Source organism: Cobetia sp. PDI-12MA (genome assembly GCF_059507695.1).
Window position 1 is genome coordinate 1,627,069 of sequence record NZ_CM183351.1, and the last position, 16,450, is coordinate 1,643,518.

At 60.9% G+C, this 16,450-nt stretch carries 13 protein-coding genes; 5 read left to right on the forward strand and 8 right to left on the reverse strand.

Annotated elements, in window-relative coordinates:
- Window positions 1-71: 71 nt before the first annotated feature.
- A complete protein-coding gene (locus AC5WNI_RS07025; RefSeq protein ID WP_495928979.1) occupies window positions 72-1,271 on the reverse strand; it encodes an oxidoreductase in 1,200 nt (399 codons plus the stop codon).
- A gap of 118 nt (window positions 1,272-1,389) precedes the next feature.
- Here AC5WNI_RS07025 and AC5WNI_RS07030 point away from each other — a divergent pair, with 118 nt between their 5' ends.
- Both AC5WNI_RS07030 and AC5WNI_RS07035 read left to right on the forward strand, forming a co-directional pair.
- Window positions 1,390-2,268 (forward strand): LysR family transcriptional regulator, encoded by an 879-nt coding sequence (locus AC5WNI_RS07030; RefSeq protein WP_368448825.1) that lies wholly within the window; start codon window positions 1,390-1,392, stop codon window positions 2,266-2,268.
- Between the two features lie 111 nt (window positions 2,269-2,379).
- Complete coding sequence (locus AC5WNI_RS07035) at window positions 2,380-3,159, forward strand: NYN domain-containing protein (RefSeq protein WP_368448827.1); 780 nt, start codon at window positions 2,380-2,382, stop codon at window positions 3,157-3,159.
- A gap of 96 nt (window positions 3,160-3,255) precedes the next feature.
- Here AC5WNI_RS07035 and AC5WNI_RS07040 read toward each other — a convergent pair whose 3' ends face one another.
- From AC5WNI_RS07040 to AC5WNI_RS07050, 3 genes are all read right to left on the reverse strand, one after another.
- Window positions 3,256-3,483, reverse strand: coding sequence for an HP1242/YdcH family protein (locus AC5WNI_RS07040; RefSeq protein WP_368448829.1), 228 nt, complete (start codon window positions 3,481-3,483; stop codon window positions 3,256-3,258).
- 94 nt (window positions 3,484-3,577) lie between these two features.
- Window positions 3,578-4,423, reverse strand: coding sequence for an enoyl-CoA hydratase/isomerase family protein (locus AC5WNI_RS07045; RefSeq protein WP_368448831.1), 846 nt, complete (start codon window positions 4,421-4,423; stop codon window positions 3,578-3,580).
- A gap of 250 nt (window positions 4,424-4,673) precedes the next feature.
- Window positions 4,674-5,849 carry a CNNM domain-containing protein gene (locus AC5WNI_RS07050; protein ID WP_368448833.1) on the reverse strand — a complete coding sequence of 392 codons (1,176 nt, stop codon included), beginning with the start codon at window positions 5,847-5,849 and terminating at the stop codon, window positions 4,674-4,676.
- 507 nt (window positions 5,850-6,356) lie between these two features.
- Between AC5WNI_RS07050 and AC5WNI_RS07055 the strand changes: the two genes are divergently transcribed.
- Window positions 6,357-7,349, forward strand: coding sequence for a helix-turn-helix transcriptional regulator (locus tag AC5WNI_RS07055; protein ID WP_495928982.1), 993 nt, complete (start codon window positions 6,357-6,359; stop codon window positions 7,347-7,349).
- Window positions 7,350-7,476: 127 nt separating this feature from the next.
- Here the strand turns inward: AC5WNI_RS07055 and AC5WNI_RS07060 are convergent, their stop codons facing one another.
- From AC5WNI_RS07060 to AC5WNI_RS07070, 3 genes are all read right to left on the reverse strand, one after another.
- Window positions 7,477-9,456 (reverse strand): tripartite tricarboxylate transporter permease, encoded by a 1,980-nt coding sequence (locus tag AC5WNI_RS07060; protein WP_368448836.1) that lies wholly within the window; start codon window positions 9,454-9,456, stop codon window positions 7,477-7,479.
- A gap of 175 nt (window positions 9,457-9,631) precedes the next feature.
- Window positions 9,632-10,765: a tricarboxylate transporter gene (locus tag AC5WNI_RS07065; RefSeq protein WP_368448838.1), complete on the reverse strand. Its 1,134-nt coding sequence runs from the start codon at window positions 10,763-10,765 to the stop codon at window positions 9,632-9,634.
- A 183-nt stretch (window positions 10,766-10,948) separates the two neighbouring features.
- Window positions 10,949-12,064 carry a 4-oxalomesaconate tautomerase gene (locus AC5WNI_RS07070; protein ID WP_368448840.1) on the reverse strand — a complete coding sequence of 372 codons (1,116 nt, stop codon included), beginning with the start codon at window positions 12,062-12,064 and terminating at the stop codon, window positions 10,949-10,951.
- A gap of 134 nt (window positions 12,065-12,198) precedes the next feature.
- Between AC5WNI_RS07070 and AC5WNI_RS07075 the strand changes: the two genes are divergently transcribed.
- Both AC5WNI_RS07075 and AC5WNI_RS07080 read left to right on the forward strand, forming a co-directional pair.
- The gene (locus AC5WNI_RS07075) at window positions 12,199-13,089 is read left to right on the forward strand and encodes a LysR family transcriptional regulator (protein WP_368448842.1); all 891 of its coding nucleotides are present in this window, start codon (window positions 12,199-12,201) and stop codon (window positions 13,087-13,089) included.
- A gap of 307 nt (window positions 13,090-13,396) precedes the next feature.
- The gene (locus tag AC5WNI_RS07080; protein WP_368448844.1) at window positions 13,397-15,238 is read left to right on the forward strand and encodes a dipeptidase; all 1,842 of its coding nucleotides are present in this window, start codon (window positions 13,397-13,399) and stop codon (window positions 15,236-15,238) included.
- Window positions 15,239-15,264: 26 nt separating this feature from the next.
- Here the strand turns inward: AC5WNI_RS07080 and AC5WNI_RS07085 are convergent, their stop codons facing one another.
- Window positions 15,265-16,419 carry a phosphotransferase gene (locus AC5WNI_RS07085; protein WP_368448846.1) on the reverse strand — a complete coding sequence of 385 codons (1,155 nt, stop codon included), beginning with the start codon at window positions 16,417-16,419 and terminating at the stop codon, window positions 15,265-15,267.
- Window positions 16,420-16,450 lie beyond the last annotated feature (31 nt).

Consider the following 16,450-nt stretch of genomic DNA (forward strand, 5'->3'; position numbering starts at 1 on the left):
GCAAGGGACTGAAACATGAACGCCGCAGCGTCAGCGCTGCGGCGTTTTGCGTCTGTCCTACTGAAAACGTCTCAGCTCGAGAAGTGCTCGTTCCAGGCCTCGGCGCGCGCGGCGTCGCGGGCTTCATAGTCGGCCAGCACCGTCTCCAGTTCGCCCAGTGATTCATGCTCACGATCCTCACCCAGCTGAGTCAGGCGCAAGGTATACCAGGCTGTCACCCCGCCTTCAGGTGGCGCGCTGAAACGGGGAAATTCTGGTGCGGGGCATTCTCCGGTTTGCCAGAGGGCGGGCAGTGATGGGTGTAGCGCCAACGGGCGGGCCAGGCCGACAAGGTCGACGGCTCCCTGTGCCACGGCGTCTTCGGCTTGGGCGAGTGTCTTGAAGCCGCCGGTCGCCATCAGGGGCAGGGTTGTCGCCTCGCGTGCACGCTTGGCGAATTCGACGAAGTAGGGGCCGCTGGCACTGGCATCTGACGCCGAGCTGGCGCCGGGGAAGTAGGTGCCACCACTGATGTCGATCAGATCGATGGGCAGTTCATCGAGTGCCGCTATCACCTGCAACGCTTCGGACTCCTCGAAACCGCCTTGCAGTTGGTCGCTGGAGTTGAGTTTCACCATGACTGGGTAGTCGTGGCCGACGGCCTCACGCACGGCAATGATCACTTCACGCATCAGCCGCATGCGGTTGTCGAGGCTACCGCCGTAGTCATCCGTGCGCTGATTGAAGAGGGGAGACAGAAACTGGCTGAGCAGGAAGCCGTGTGCCGCATGCACCTGTAGCCCGCCAAACCCGGCGTCACAGGCCAGGCGCGCCGTCGTTGCCATGGCCGCGGGCAATGCCTTGATGGCCTCCAGGCTCATGGCTTCGCAACGTAGCCCGGGAATATCCAGTGCACTGGGGCCATGCGCCGTGCTGGTCGGTGGGTAGGCCATCGCACCGGCGTGGCCAAGCTGCAGCCAGAGGTCTGCACCGTGCTGTTGACCGCGCTGGGCCAGTTGCGTGAAGGCCGCGAGATCGGACTGCGCGTTGAGCACCAGATTGCCGGGTTTCTCGGCGTGGTGGTGGTCAGGCTGTACCTCACCGATAAGCGACGCCGCCACGCCACCCTCTGCCCAGCGCTCGTAAAGGCGCAGCTGTGCTTCACTGGGGTGCCCCGTGCCATCGCCGAGAGAATCCGACATCGCAGCCTTGACGATTCGGTTGGCGAGCATTCGGCCGCTTGGCAGCGTGAAGGGCGTGAACAGGACGGAGGCTGTCGGCTGGTCTGTCATGGGGGATGTCTCGTTGGGGACTGAATCTGGCTCATAAGGAACAGATGTCATGATGGCATGCGCAGTGTCTGGTGATAATCCGTTGTCTGTGCACAGTATTCGTGAGCAAATGGAACATATGAAACCGCATACGGACCTCGACATCTTTCACGCCGTCGTCGACGCCGGCACCTTCACCGGGGCGGCGCGCCAGCTTGGCATTACCCACTCCGCGATCAGCAAGCGCATTGCGCAGCTGGAACAGCGCCTTGGTGCCCAGCTGTTGATTCGCTCCACTCGGCAGATGCGCTTGAGTGAAGCGGGGCAGCTCTATGCCCTGGAGACGCGTGAGCTGCAGGAGCGCCTGCACAATGTCGAGCAGGAGATTGCCGAAGGCAGCGGCGCACTCAAGGGGCGTATTCGCCTCTCGTGTTCCCATGCATTGGGCAAGCGGCAGGTGATGCCCCTGCTCTTGCGCTTCATGGAGCGTTATCCCGAGGTGATCGTGGACCTGACGCTGTCGGACGCAGTGGTCGACCTTGTCCATGAAGGGATGGATCTGGCGATCCGCAGCACCGCACAGCCCGAGCCCGGCCTGATCGCCAGGCGGTTGGCCACCAATCATCGCGTCATCTGTGCATCGCCGGACTATCTGGCAAGCCATGGCACGCCGCGCTCAGTACCGGAGCTGGCGGAGCATGTCAGCCTGATCCTGAATCTCCCCGGCGGCTTCAATGCCTGGGGACTCACGTCGTTGCCCGACATGCGTTGTGGCTTCCTCTCCAATTCTCTGGAAACGCTGCACGCCGCCTGTCTGGGCAGCCGCGGCATTGCCTGTCTGCCGCACTATCTCATTGCCGATGACCTCGCTTCCGGGCGCTTGATCCCGCTGCTGGAAGACGTACGTGGGGACGGCGCAGATACCAGCCTCTATATCGTCCGCCCGGAGACGTCGATTCTTCCTCGGCGAGTGAGGGTGCTGATGGATGCCTTGATAGAGGGCTTTGAAACCGGCTAGAAGGCGATTGCCAAGACCATGACGTATCTGGGGATCATCAGGGTCAATATATGACATATTATCTCCAAGAGAGATAACAGGATTTCAGTGACGTACATCATGGAGTGATACATGTCACAGATAGGACGCAATAGATTGGCGGTACTTATTGATGCTGACAATGCGCAGGCTGCTATCTGCGAAGCGCTGCTGGCAGAGATTTCAAAGCTGGGGGTCAGCACCATCAAGCGGGCTTACGGAGACTGGACGACGCCGAATCTTGCGCCATGGAAAGAGCATCTTCTGCGTCATGCCATTCATCCGGTTCAGCAGTTCAGCTATACCCAGGGCAAGAATGCAACTGACTCTGCGTTGATCATCGATGCCATGGACTTGCTGTACTCGGGGAACGTGGAGGGATTCTGCCTTATCTCTTCGGACAGCGACTTTACGCGCCTCGCGGCTCGTTTGAGAGAGAGCGGCATGCTGGTGTATGGCTTCGGCGAAGATAAGACACCTCAGCCATTCGTGTCTGCGTGTGACACGTTCATCTACAGCGAAGGACTGCGAAAGGTGGCTGAGAAGCCTGTCCCGGCCATGCCAGTCAGCAAATCAGCCGCTGAGCCGGTAGCGCTCGTCAAGCCGACCAAGGCACAGAGGCAGTTGAGGTCGCATATCTTGAATGCGGTGAATGAACTGCAACAAGTTGATGGTTGGGCTCCTTTGTCAGCAGTTGGTGGATATCTAAAGAAGAAGATGCCCGACTTGAAACCGTCTGATCATGGTGCCAGCAAGCTTGGGGCGATGATTCAGAAACTGGATTATCTAGATGTATGCCGTAGGCCTGTTAAAGGGGGAAGTATGCATTTCTATATCCGGAAAAAGGTTAGCCGGCCTGCAAAGGTCAGCTGATCAGGCAATCTCTAGCTAGTCAGTCACACAAGCCGATGAATAATAATCAGCGGGTCTTTCCAGATAATGAGCAGTCGTCGCTTTACTCAGCCGCCATCATTCGCTCCTACAGCCCATCCTTGAGCAGGCTGCGCTGGTGCTTAAGCTGGTGCATGGCGTCATCGCTGATCGGCGATCATCGACTTCCAGGGCATGAATCTCGGTGTCTATGCGGGTATACGCTTCCGCGATGCGGGCAAACCCTTCATTGCCATTGATCAGGCGCAGGATGAGTTCACGTTGCTGTGGGAAGTCGTTGCACAGGGAGTGGTCATCGATATGCATGGTATGGCTCCGAAATAGGGGTGGGAGAATCCAAAAATAGGGAGTGTTGCTACTCCCCGAAAGGGCATCCTTGCTTACGTTGCAGGACGTATTCTCAAACGATGGACTGGACGTCGATCACGATCTGGTCCCAGTTGCGCTGGGCGGTCATGTCGTTTTCGACATCGCTGTCATAGGCATTCTGGAAGCGCTTGATGGCGGCGGTCTGGCTGGTGGCCTGATAGAGCCAATAGGCTTCTTCCTTCAAGGCGTCTTCGATGGGCTTGTCGATGGAGGCATAGACGGCCTGTTTGCAGGCGTTGATGGCGGCTGATGGCCACAAGGAGATTCGCTCGGCCAGCGAGTCGACGAAGGGCCCGATCTCCTGCGGGTCCAGCGCACGATTGATGGTGCCGTATTCGGCGGCCTGATCGGCATCGAAGTCCTTGGCGCTGAGGATGATTTCCAGCGCTCGACCAAGGCCTGCCTGACGTGCCATGCGTGAGGCACCACCCCCGCAGGGCAGAATGCCCATCGCGACTTCCATCTGCATGAAACGGGCCTTGCCACGTGCGGCGAATCGCATGTCACAGGCCAGGGCAAATTCGTGACCATCGCCGCGGGCAAAACCCTCGATCTTGGCGATGGTCGCCTGGGGCAGGCGGCTTACGCGCTCGAGGACCACCTGCAGGTCCAGCAGCTTGACCTCACCCTGGTGAACCGCATGAGTCGACATGTCCTTGAGAAAGTCCACGTCGGCATGGGCGACAAAGATCTCTGGATGGGCTGACTGGAAGACCACCACCTTAATGTCGCTGTCTCGCTCGAGCTTCTGCGACAGCATGGTCAGGTCGGCCAGCATGGGAATGTCCTGAATATTGACCGGCGGATAATCGAAGGTCACATACAGAATGGCGCCTTTCTGTTCAGCCCGGAACGTCGTAAATTCCTTGTATATCATTATGTTATCTCGGTTCGTTCGCTGCCCGTCGTGTGTAATTAACGTTAGCACCGCGCCCGGGGATTGATTACCGAGATTGGAAGAAAGAAATTATTCGATTGCTTGAGAGTGGATATTCGCAAGAGGAATCAAGTGGTTATCGGGCAGCTTCAACAAGCGACAATAAAAAAAGTCCCGCGATAGTCGTGTCTGGCCACGACTTTCACGGGACTTTTGCCTACGAGAGGGTCACAAGCGTGAAGGGATGAGCCTAGCCCTTGCTGTCGTCGGCACTTTTGGCAGGCCCTTTGGCAGAGCTCGCGTCTTTATCGGACCGCTCGTGGACGGGTAAAGCACCTTCTTCAGGGCCGGCTTCATCACCCGGGGCAGTGTCCTCACCTGTAGCCGTTGCAGCGGAAGGCTGAGCGTTTGAGGTGTTGGCACCGATACGCTTAGTCCATCGCTGGCGGGCAAAGCGGCGCAGATTGGCCACGTTGTCCGTCTCGTCGATGATGTCTTCACCCAGGATCGTCTCCATCACGTCTTCCAGCGTGATGACACCCAACCAGTTGCCGAGGTTGTCGTAGACCACGCACAGATGCTGGCGTTCGCGCTGCATGAGTCCAAAGGCATGTTCGACGTTGTCTTCGGCGTGCAGCTCGCTGATCGGGCGCATCAGGTCCTTGAGCGGCGTAGTGGGCTCTGCCTGATGGGCATCTGCCCGGTGGATCATGCCCAGTGTTCGTTCATCGGTGGTCATCACCGGGTAGCGGCTGAAGGGCCAGATCGTCAGCTGGTCATTGAATTCGGCCACGCTCATCTCGGGACTGACCGTCTGGCAGACAGGGCGCGGCGTCAGCACGTCACGCACCTTCATCTCATGCAGATTGAGGATGTTGGTGATGACGCGCTGTTCATCGTTTTCCAGGGCTTTCTTGTCGAGCCCCATCTGGGCCAGTGCCTTGATCTCGCCACGTACATCGATGTCATGGGCATCCTTGCCGATGCGCGAGGTGATCAACTCCGACAGCCAGATCAGCGGCTTGAGCGCGATGACCATGGCATTGAGCACGCCGGGCAGCATCGGCGACAGCTGACGCCAATAGGTGGCACCGATGGTCTTGGGGATGATTTCCGAGGCCACCAGGATCAGCAGCGTCATCACCGCTGAGGCCACGCCCACCCAGGCTTCCCCGAAGACGACTGATACCTGCGCGCCCACCCCCGTGGCACCGACGGTATGCGCGATGGTATTGAGCGTCAGGATGGCGGCCAGTGGCTTGTCGATATTGTCCTTGAGCTTGGCCAGAGCGGCGTGGCGCTTGGGGTGCTGGTCTCTCAGGCTGGCCACATAGCTGGGGGAGAGCGACAGCAGCGCCGCCTCGAGCACGGAGCAGATGAATGAGATGCCAATCGCGATGGCGGCAAACAGGATCAACAGAAACATGAGGCGTGCTCCTTGGGGGAAAGGCATCCATTAGTGACATAAGGCGCAGCACTGTCAAACCCGTGAATTCTCGCAGGGTTTTCAGCCTGCTGGCCAATCTTGCCAGCCTGTGCCGCAAAGTGCCGTTGACTCGAGGGATGCAAGAGGGCTGTAAGAGGGCTGGAAGAGAGAACAGGGCTTTACATGAGACAAGATGCAATACTTATATGATAATGAGATTGTTTTGCTTTCGATATTCATTGTATTTTGTGAACGCAAGCCGCGGCCTGGCGTGGCCGCTGAGTGGCACCGTGCGCCCTTTCAGCCGTCAGTGCGACCCGCAGCAGGCGGCAGGCCTTCACCAGGATTCACCTTGCAGGGATTTGCAGCGTCATGTCACAGCCGCTTGGAGACATAGCCGACAGTCGGGCCACTCGCCGCGTTATGGCCTCACCTCAACAGCGCCCTTCATCGCTCAGCGAGCGGCGAGGCTGGCGAGCGGCGAATTATCCGTATTGCGAGGGGCAGGTGCAGAACCTGCATCCCTGGCGGGATGCGCATCTGACGCTGTGTGATCTAGAGGTGTCACGCGCCTATCACGGCCAACATCAGTTTCATGAGGGCCTTTATCTCTGCCTGGTGCTGGAAGGGCGACTGACACTATCAGGCCTGGACGGCGCGGGGATCGACTTGTCCGCGGGGCAAGGGGGGATCTTTCGCCCGGCGAGAACGCAGTCTGCGCCGCCGACGCTTAAGAGCTATCACCCTCAAGGCCGCCTGCGCTGTATCAGCTTGCATCTGGAGGGCGAGGCCAGCCAGTCCCTGCAGGTACGGCGGGGTCTGGCGAACTGGGATGCATTGCCGTGCGCGCGTCATTCCCAGCCGCTGGGCTGGACGCCGGGGCGCTGGCTTCATCAGCAACTGGATGAGCGTGTCAGAGCCCCTGATGGTGAGGGCCCACAACGAGAGTGCGAGATGCCAACGACCCCCGCCTGCGAGGGGGAGATGATGGAGTGGCAGGGGATAGCGCTGCAGTTGCTGGGGGCGGCACTCAAGCGCCGCGCTGGTGAGGCACAGGAGGTGCCTGCGTTCTCCGCAGCCCCCGCAGCCCCCGCAGCCCCCGCAGCCCCCGCAGCCCCCGCACCCCCCGCACCCCCTGCATCGCCATTAGTGTCCCCATCGCGCCCCCACGGCGCCTGTCGACATCTGGAGGCGGTGCGCCAGCGTCTTGCCGCCGTGCCGCATGGCACACACTCGCTGGAGGAACTGGCGCGGCTGGCCTGCATGAGCCCCTCCGGCTTGCGCCACAAGTTTCGCCAGACCTTCGGGCAGTCACTGGGCAGTTATCAGCGTGAATGTCGCATGCGGTGTGCCGAGCAGGCTCTGCGGCGCGGGGTGAGCATTCAGCAGGTGGCGCATCAGGTGGGGTATGCCCATGCCTGCAACTTCGCCACGGCCTACCGGCGTCATTTCGGGGTGTCGCCACAGGCGGCACGAGCCAGGTTTCATCGCGTCGATTGAGCCGTGATGGCGGCGAGCATCTGACAATGGGCTTGGGGTTGTCACAATATGCAAGCGGGCACCCAATGGGTGCCCGCTTGCATATGTCGTACTCGAGTGCTGCATTGTGCTTATGATGCAGTTGGCCTTACAGGAAGGGAATCATCGGCAGCACCACGTCATCCAGCAGACCCGTCGGGTAGTGCAGGTTCATCGCCGCCTGCATGCCGAGCAGGAAGACTGCCACGCCCAGCGCGAAGAGCCCTGCGAACAGCGGCGACTTGCGCGCGATGGTGAGCTGGAAGCCCAGGCAGAACAGCACGGCGGTGGAGACGAAGCCCAGCAGCGCACTGACGCCGATCAGCACGAAGAAGCCAAGTACCACACCCACTGCCTTGAAGGCCGGTTGCTTGACGAGAATCATGCCGCGACGCCAGCCGTTGAAGACCACGGCGATCACCGAGAGCAGCGTGATGAAGGCGGCCAGCGTCGGGAAGGCCTTGCCCAGCGGCATCAGGTCCTTGACGTCATAGAGCGCCCACAGGGCGGCTGCGCCCATCATCAACAGCAGCAGGAAGTCGACGCCACCGAAGCCACGCGATTCCAGCACATCCTCTTCCGGCGACGGCGCGGTCTCGACCACCTCATGGGTCTGGCGACGACGCATGATCGCCTTGCGGATCACCGGCAGGAAGAAGGCCAGCAGGATCAGGCCGAGGATGATCAGTACGCCCGGACGCAGGAAGGCTTCGGCGCCGTGGAACTGCATGCTCTGATAGAAGTAGTTCTCGGCGCCCGGTGCCAGCACGAAGCCGATCAGGAAGGCCGGACGCGACCAGCCAGCACTCTTGAACAGCACACCGATCATGCCGATCATGCCCAGCGCGGCCCAGTCACCCAGCGAGCGGCTGGCCTGATAGGCAGCGAACAGGATCAGCACGGTGATGGCAGGGGCCAGAATGGCGAAGGGTACACGCGTCAGCTGCGCGACCGGACGCGCTAGCATCAGACACAGGCCCGCGCCCAGGATATTGGCCAGCGCCAAAGACCAGATGATGGTGTAGGTCATGTCCAGATTGGTGGTGATCATCGACACGCCAGGTTCCAGGCCCAGCAGCAACAGCCCGCCCAGGAAGACCGCCGCCGTGCCGGAGCCTGGCACCCCGAACAGCAGTGTCGGCACCATGGCACCACAGGCGCAGGCATTGTTGGCGGATTCCGGCGCGATGACGCCGCGGACGTCGCCCTTGCCGAACTGGCTCGGGTCCTTGGCGGTCTTGACCGCGAAGCCGTAGGTGATCCAGTCGACTACGGAACCCGCCAGACCCGGAATGGTCCCGATCAGGCTGCCGATACCGGCACAGCGCGCGACCAGCCACTTGTTCTTGACCACATCCTTGATGCCGGCAGACCAGCCCTTGCCCAGGTCGGTGTTGCCGTTCTTGGCGATACTGCCACGTCCCAGCAGCAGCTCGACGATTTCCGGCAGGGCGAAGATGCCCAGACCCAGCACGATCAGCGGCACGCCGTCGTACAGGTAGTCGATATCCAGGTTCATGCGGTACTCGCCGGTCGCCGGTGCGGCGCCGATGGCACCGACCAGCAGGCCGAGGCCGCAGGCTGCGGTGCCCTTGAACAGGTTCTTGCCCGACAACACCGCCACCATCGTCAGACCCAGCAAGGTCAACACGAACAATTCGGCTGACGAGAAGGCCAGTACGAGGGGACGTGCGACGAGGATGAAGCCGGTCAGGATGATGGCACCGATCACGCCACCACACAGGGAAGACAGGAAGGCACTGGTCAGCGCGCGGGCTGCCTGGCCCTTCTTGGCCAGCGGGAAGCCATCCAGCACCGTGGCTTGCGACGCGCTGGAACCGGGAATGCCCATCAGGACAGAGGCGAAGGTATCGCCGGTAGGAATGACCGCGACCATGCCCATCAGCATGCCCAAGGCGTAACCCGGGTCCAGACCATAGAGGAAGGGCAGCAGCAGGGCCATGCCGGCGATGCCGCCCAGGCCGGGAATGATACCGACCAGCAGGCCGACGAAGATGCCGATCATCATGAACAGCAGATGCGTCAGCGTGAAGACGTGTCCAATGCTGGACAGGAGAGTGTCGATCATGGCGTTACTCAACCTCTTGTTCTTCTCTAGATGCTTCTCTAACACTCAGAGGCGGTGCCGGGGAGAGCATGGTGAGGCAGGGAGTGAAAGGCTCACGGGGCTGCTGGTCGGCAGCCCCGTGAGTGGGTCCCCATCACACCCGGGGGGCAGACCGTTACGGGTGTGATTGCGCGCCTCAACGAGATTGCAGGCGGATATTGTGGCGTTCCATCAGCCAGTTCTTGACCCATTCGTGCTCGGCTTCGCTCAGCTGCATGGCTTTCTGAAGCTGGGTCGCGGCGGCCTTGCCGACCATCAGGCCATAGGGCCCGACCTTCTCGGCGGCCTCCTTGAGGAACTCGGGGTCCTTGGCCAGATCACGTGCGGCCTGGCGGTAAAGCTCCAGCAGCTCCGGGTCCACGTCCTTCGGCACCAGCAGCATCTTCTGCATGGCGTAACCGGAGGCGAAGAACTTGTGGAAGATCTGGTAGGCCTCGTCGTCACGTGAATGGCCTTCCTGGGCCAGATACAGTTCGGAGAAGGTCGGCAGGTCCGGGAAGGACGGATCGCGCTCGATACGGCCTTCGTCATCCATCACGCCAAGGCTGAACAGCGGTACGGCCTGGCCGGCATCGACCAGCGGCGTGACGTTGCTCTTGTAGGCGGAGGTGGTCTGGAAATCGAGGGCGACTTCGCCACGTTCGAAGGCCAGACGGCCTTCACCACGGCTCTTCATGCCGAAGACCGGGTCGACCTGGAACTCGAGCAGATCGAAGGCCATCAGCACCGGCATCTCGAGCCCGGTCGGGTTCTGGCCGGCGAACTTCACTTCCTGGGAGGCGAGGGCCTCGAGCGCACTGGCGCTGTCCTTGCCCAGCGAGCTTGAGGCGTAGACGACACCCCCTGTCGGTGCGGCGAAGATCGGCTCCCAGTCGGCATAGTCATAGCGCACGCGCCGGTCGCGCAGCATGGCCGGATACTGGGTAGAGGCCGAGGTGACGACCATCTCGTCGCCGTCATCGCCGGCACGCTTGCTGAAGAGGTTGACGCCGGTGATGGAACCACCGCCCGGGACGTTGTCGATGACGACAGCCGGGTTGCCCGGCAGGTCCCTGGTCACCCAGTTGGACATGAAGCGTGCCCAGACATCCGTGCCGCCCCCGACACCGAACGGGACGGTCCAGGTCAGGGTGTCAGGGACTTCCGCTGCGGCGTGAACGGCTGAGGACAGTGGCATCAGGCCCATGACGGGCAACATGAAGGCCAATGCGGTGGTACGGGCATGACGCTTGAGGGTCTGGCGCTTGGGGGTAGACACGATGAGGGACATGGTCTGACTCCTGATTATTGTTGGAATGCGTTGTCGATCAGTGATGCGCTATCTGCATGGCGGCGCAGTCAGGCTATTTCGTTTAGCGAAAATTCATTGTAAATCAATATACTGCAGTACCTGCTCGTTGCCTGTTGACGAACTCTTCGCCTCTGGCGCTTGCCAGTGCGGTCGTCTGGCGTGTCATGCACGCCCAGGCATCTCCACCGAGTCGGGGAGGTTCAAGAACACCTCGCCACTCATGATCTTGCGTGCCGTGCGCAGCAGAGACACGCGGCTGGGGGTCATCGGGTCGGCATTGGCATGCTCGACCTCGACATCCAGAAATCCGGCGGGATGTTCCAGATGGACGTTTGCCGCTAGGCCATCCGGTGCCAGAGTGCCGGCTGCGAGTGCCACACGATTGGCTAGGGTGCCCGGGATGCTGGTCGCAACGGCCAGTGTGATGGCCCCCGTGACGGCCAGGGCACCATGGCAGCGGTGCGGCACGAAATAACGGGCGCACAGAGTACCGTCCTGAGTGCGCGGGGCGGAGAGAATTACCGGCTTGGGCAGCACCGAGCCGCTGACGTCGCCCATGCCCATCAACTCTCCCGCCTTGAGGCGAATCTGCTCGAGGCGTGCCATCGCCTCGCGGTTGGCGTCCATCTCGGCCGGCGCTTCGTTGCCTGCCCAGCCCAGACTTGCCGCTTCGATCAGTACCACCGGCGTGGCGGAGTCGAGGCAGGTCACCTCGACGCCATCGATCACGTCGACGATCTGGCCGCTGGGTAGCAACTTGCCTGTCTTGGCACCCACCGCGCCGAGGAAGCCCAGCTTGATGGCACTGCCGGCGCCGGGCACACCACTGATGCGCGTGTCACCCTGGTAGGCCACCGCGGCGTCGGGCGTCGGCACCTGGCTGTCGATCAGCGTGTGGGTATTGAGGTTATGAATCCGCAGACGCGTCAGGTCACCCTGCGGCGCGATCATGCCGGTCTCGATGGCGTAGGGGCCGACGGCGGCCAGCATGTTGCCGCAGTTGGGCGAGAAGTCGACCTTGTCGCCTTCTACGTCGACCTGAGCGAACAGGTAATCGACATCAGCCTTAGGATGACTGGGCGGGCCGACGAGGGCGACCTTGCTGGTCAACGAATTGCCACCGCCCAGACCATCGATCTGCAATGCGTGACCGGAGCCCATGACCTGACGCAGAACTTCGCGACGGCCTTCGTCATCGGCGGGAAGGTGATCCAGACGCAGGAAGGGACCCCGAGAGGTACCGCCACGTAGGATCATGCAAGGAAGTGAATGCATCATGTTGGAACGCGCTCCTGTCTGTTTGCGCCTTCGTGAAGCATCACAGCCGATGATCTATGCATCAAATGCAAATAAACCCTATACTGTCGTCATTATGCGCATTAATCCGAAAAGTGAACCAATAAGGTGGTTGCATGCATAGATTGGAGTTTCTGGATCTGTCGGCGTTCGTCGAGGTCGCCGAGAATCATTCCTTCAATGAGGCGGCAGTAAGGCTGCATATTTCGCAGCCGGCATTGTCGCGCCGTATCCAGAAACTGGAGGAGGTTCTGGGCGCCAAGGTGCTGGAGCGCACTACGCGAAGAAGTCGTTTGACGCCCATTGGGCGTGATTTCCTGCCCAAAGCCCGCAAGTTGCTCGAAGATTATGAGTCGTCTCTGGTCGGCGTGCGCGAGCTTGCCACCCATCGCAAGGGGGTGCTGACCATCGCCTGCCTGCCCACGGCAGCCTTCTACTTCCTGCCCAGTGTGGTGCGGGAATTCAATACCGCCTATCCCGGTATCCGGATTCGTATCCTGGATGTCAGTGCCAATGAAGGGGTCGAAAGGGTGGTTTCAGGGGAGGCAGACTTTGGTATCAACATGGTCAGTGCCCACCATCCGGCGGTAGATTTCACCTCCATCTATCGTGATCCCTTCGTGCTGGCCCTGCGTCGTGACCATCCTCTTGCACAGAAACAGCACGTGGAATGGGGCGATCTGGATGATGTGCGCCTGATCACGGTCTCGCGTGACAGCGGCAACCGCATTCTGCTCGACAACACTCTGCTGTCCGCCGGCCTGCATCTGGATGGCTTCTATGAGGTGCAGCATCTCTCGACGTCACTGGGTCTGGTCGAGAGCGGGCTGGGCGTCGCCATCCTGCCGTCGATGGCCATGCCGGGGCCGGAACACGAGGTGTTGTGTCAGCGTGAACTGCCCGAACCTCGTATCGACCGTACCATTGGGCTATTGCGACGGCGTGGTGAGTCCCTGTCGCCGATCGCGGAACTGTTCATCGAGATTCTGCTCAAGCGCTGGAACTGAGTCGCTCGTCTGGGGCGAAGAGGGCTAAGGTCAGGGTAGGCAGGAGTGCGGTGGACAGGGTCGCAATGTACAGAGCCATAATTGAGAGCAGAGTGGCAGGCACCTCTCGCTAGGGTTGGCGTGGCGTGGCCTAGTATATAAGATGGTTGTGTATAAGACATTCATGTTTCACGGAAAGGCCGATGAAACCGTCTTGATGTCGCGTGATCAGCTGCCGTCGGGCGCCGGTGAGGTTCTTCTTCTCATCGCTTGTCCCTGCGGCCATTGATGACGTGGCGTCTTGCCTAACACAAGGATGTACATGCCCATGAGTACCCGCATAGCCACTCACGCTACCTCTCGTCAGACGGCCCTCGCGCTGGGTCTGGCAATCGGGCTCGGCAGCGCGCTGCCTGTCAGCGCAGACGAGCCGATGGCTGCCGATGACACGGACAAGCGCGCACCGCAGGGTGAACATACGCTCAAGCGTGCCCAGCTGGTCAGCTTGATCGAACAGGGCCGGCAGGAGCTGGCGACGGACTTCAATGGCTTTCTGACACAGGTTGCCGAACGCAATTCGCAGGGCACAGCCGTTAGGGCCGCCATCGAGCAGTATCAGGCCGGTGAGACGCTTGAGGGCGATGCCTTCGTCAACATCTATCGTCTGCTGGGGGTCTACAACCGTCTGCAGTACGGCGATGACGTCCAGGCGCTGCTCAAGGAAATGGTCGCGATCCCGACCGCCAAGGTGGGGGAGAAGCCGCAATTCGAGAACCCGGAAATCGCGCGCTTCGGTGAGTTGATCAAGGCGCGCGCCGAGGCGTTCGGCCTGACGTTCCGTAACGTTGACAATCGCGTCTTCGAGGTTGAGCTTGAGGGAACTGGCGATGACGTGTTCGGCATTCTGACCCACGGCGATGTGGTGCCGGCAGGCGAGGAGGGCTGGACACTCGACGACGGTACCCATCTCGATCCGTTCGCGATGACCGAGATCGACGGCAAGCTCTACGGGCGCGGTACCGAAGATGACAAGGCCTCGATCGCCGCGGCGCTGTATGCCATGAAGTCGCTCAAGGAGAATGAGGTGCCGCTCAAGCGCACCATTCGCCTGATGATCGAGACCACGGAAGAGACCGGCGGTGATGGCTTCGAGTACTACAAAGCCAGAAATGACCTGCCGGAATACAACATCGTGCTCGATAGCGGTTATCCGGCGATCACGGCCGAGAATGGTTTCGGCACCATCGATGCGCGCTTCCCCTTGACGCCTAAGGCGGGCGAGGCGTCATCTGATCAGGCAGTCGACGCTCTGCCGACGATCACCGACTTCAAGGGCGGCCTGGCGACCAACCAGATTCCGGAGCGCTCCACCGCCACGCTGCACGCGGCTGATGCAGCGGGCGCCAAGGCGCTCAGCCACAAGCTTGAGACGCTCGGCAGCCGCTACGTCAAGGAGCATGGCCAGGACTTCAGCGTCGCCAGTGAAGTGGAAGGCGAAGAGGTCAGCGTGACGGTGACCGGCAAGTCGGCCCACTCCTCGGCGCCGGCCAACGGCGTCAATCCTGTCACACGGCTGGCGGGCCTGCTCGCCACCTCCGGCATCGATTTCCATGACAATGCCTATGAGGATGCCATCCATTACCTGAACGACAATTATGGTCTGGACTATCATGGCAAGCAGCTTGGCATCGCGTATTCCCATGATTTCATGGGGCCGCTCAAGGTGACGCCGACTTTCTTTGCCAAGGAGGACGATGCGCTGCGGGTCGCGGTCAATGTGCGTGCGCCCGCCGGCGAGAAATCACCTGAGGAATTGAGCCAGACGATTCAGGAAAAGCTGAACGCCTACGCCAGCGAGCAGGGCATGGACATGACGCTGAACGTTGAGATTCGTGACTGGATGCTGCGTGATCCCAGCGGTGCCTGGCTGCAGACGCTGCTCAATATCTTCGGGGATACCACCGGCATTGAGGCCGAGCCGCGTTCCTCCGCGGGCAGTACGACCGCCAAGCTGTTGCCTAATGCGATCAATTTCGGCCCCTCCATGCCGGGCGAGACCTATACCGGGCATACCTCTGAGGAGTTCAAGCGGGTCGATAATCTGATGCTCGACATCCAGATGTTTACCGAAATGATGGCGCGCATCGGCAATCAGGATTCGCTCAAGTAATTCCGGTATCGCTAGTCCGCCGGCGTCTATGTCGTCCGGGGGAGTGCTCGCGCCAGTTGTTGCCATTCATCGATGACGCCACGAATGCAGTGCTCGGTGAGGTAATGGCTGGCGCGTTCACGCACATGTGCGATCAGCTGATCTTGGCTCAGCTCGCTGGACCAGTCTTCGCCGTGGTGCCCGTTATCCCTGGTCTCGCAGTTGAGCGATAGCCATTTGGCGCACCAGCTGAGTGACCAGAGCCACATGGCGCGTCTCGCCTGCAGCAGTGTCTGACTGTCATGGAGTGCGGGGGCGGCACTCGTCGCCATCATCTGCTGACACCAATGACGATAGGCGTCGGCGACTTGCTCTGGCGTGAGGATGGCATGACTGGCGACATCCCAGGTCGTGGAGGTGTAGAGGGTGGCATGGGCGAGATCAAATCCCGGCAAGCCATAGCGGCACTTCTCGAGATCCACCAGTACCGCACGTGGGGGCGCGGAACCCGAGCGGTCTTCCTCGATGAGAAAGTTGCCGGGGTGGGCGTCGAAACTGATCAGGCTGATGACAGCAGGGGCCTGCTGCGCAGCGATGAAGACCCTCAGTGCCTGCAACTCGCTTTCGATCAATCGGTGACCCTCCTGGGTCAGGCCGGCGCTTTCCAGGTAGCGGCATTGGTGTTCGATCTCGTCGAGCATGGACTGCCATGGGCAGTCAGGTGCCGACAGAGGCGCACGCTTGTGCACGGCTGGCAGCGGTAAGGAGTGAATGCTGGCCAGAGCTTCAGTAATGGCGCGGAGATCTTCCGGCAGTCTGGCTGCGCGGCCCGCTATGGCTTCCACCAGCAGGCCGCCGCGTGGCAGAGCAGGCTGAGGCGCAAGGGCGCCCTCTAGCCGTGGGGTGTGATGGCTGGGCTGACAGCGCTCGAAACATGCTGCCTGGTAGGCAAGATTCTCGGTGGCCGAGAGGCGCATCTGACTCTGCTTGGGCAAGCGGGCGATCCACTCCTGCGCCTCGTCATGGCGCGCAGGGAGCAGTTCGAGACGAAAGTGGGCGTGCGCCAGGCCACTGTCGGGCAATGGCCGAATGGCGGAGGTGGCGATGCCGGCGTGATCGAGCGCCACCTCCAGGCCGTTGCGCAAACTGGCCAAATGCGCGCAGGCGTGCGTGTCTTGTGATGCAGGGGTAGCGGCTGCCATGGAAGCTCCCGGTCTTCATGTGACCCAGTGT

Excerpts from the sequence above, each read along its gene's own strand:
- AC5WNI_RS07080 (WP_368448844.1), top strand. The coding sequence starts at position 13,397 with ATGAGTACCCGCATAGCCACTCACGCTACCTCTCGTCAGACGGCCCTC.
- AC5WNI_RS07040 (WP_368448829.1), bottom strand. The coding sequence starts at position 3,483 with ATGCATATCGATGACCACTCCCTGTGCAACGACTTCCCACAGCAACGT.
- AC5WNI_RS07060 (WP_368448836.1), bottom strand. The coding sequence starts at position 9,456 with ATGATCGACACTCTCCTGTCCAGCATTGGACACGTCTTCACGCTGACG.
- AC5WNI_RS07085 (WP_368448846.1), bottom strand. The coding sequence starts at position 16,419 with ATGGCAGCCGCTACCCCTGCATCACAAGACACGCACGCCTGCGCGCAT.
- AC5WNI_RS07070 (WP_368448840.1), bottom strand. The coding sequence starts at position 12,064 with ATGATGCATTCACTTCCTTGCATGATCCTACGTGGCGGTACCTCTCGG.
- AC5WNI_RS07045 (WP_368448831.1), bottom strand. The coding sequence starts at position 4,423 with ATGATATACAAGGAATTTACGACGTTCCGGGCTGAACAGAAAGGCGCC.
- AC5WNI_RS07025 (WP_495928979.1), bottom strand. The coding sequence starts at position 1,271 with ATGACAGACCAGCCGACAGCCTCCGTCCTGTTCACGCCCTTCACGCTG.
- AC5WNI_RS07030 (WP_368448825.1), top strand. The coding sequence starts at position 1,390 with ATGAAACCGCATACGGACCTCGACATCTTTCACGCCGTCGTCGACGCC.
- AC5WNI_RS07035 (WP_368448827.1), top strand. The coding sequence starts at position 2,380 with ATGTCACAGATAGGACGCAATAGATTGGCGGTACTTATTGATGCTGAC.
- AC5WNI_RS07065 (WP_368448838.1), bottom strand. The coding sequence starts at position 10,765 with ATGTCCCTCATCGTGTCTACCCCCAAGCGCCAGACCCTCAAGCGTCAT.
- AC5WNI_RS07050 (WP_368448833.1), bottom strand. The coding sequence starts at position 5,849 with ATGTTTCTGTTGATCCTGTTTGCCGCCATCGCGATTGGCATCTCATTC.
- AC5WNI_RS07075 (WP_368448842.1), top strand. The coding sequence starts at position 12,199 with ATGCATAGATTGGAGTTTCTGGATCTGTCGGCGTTCGTCGAGGTCGCC.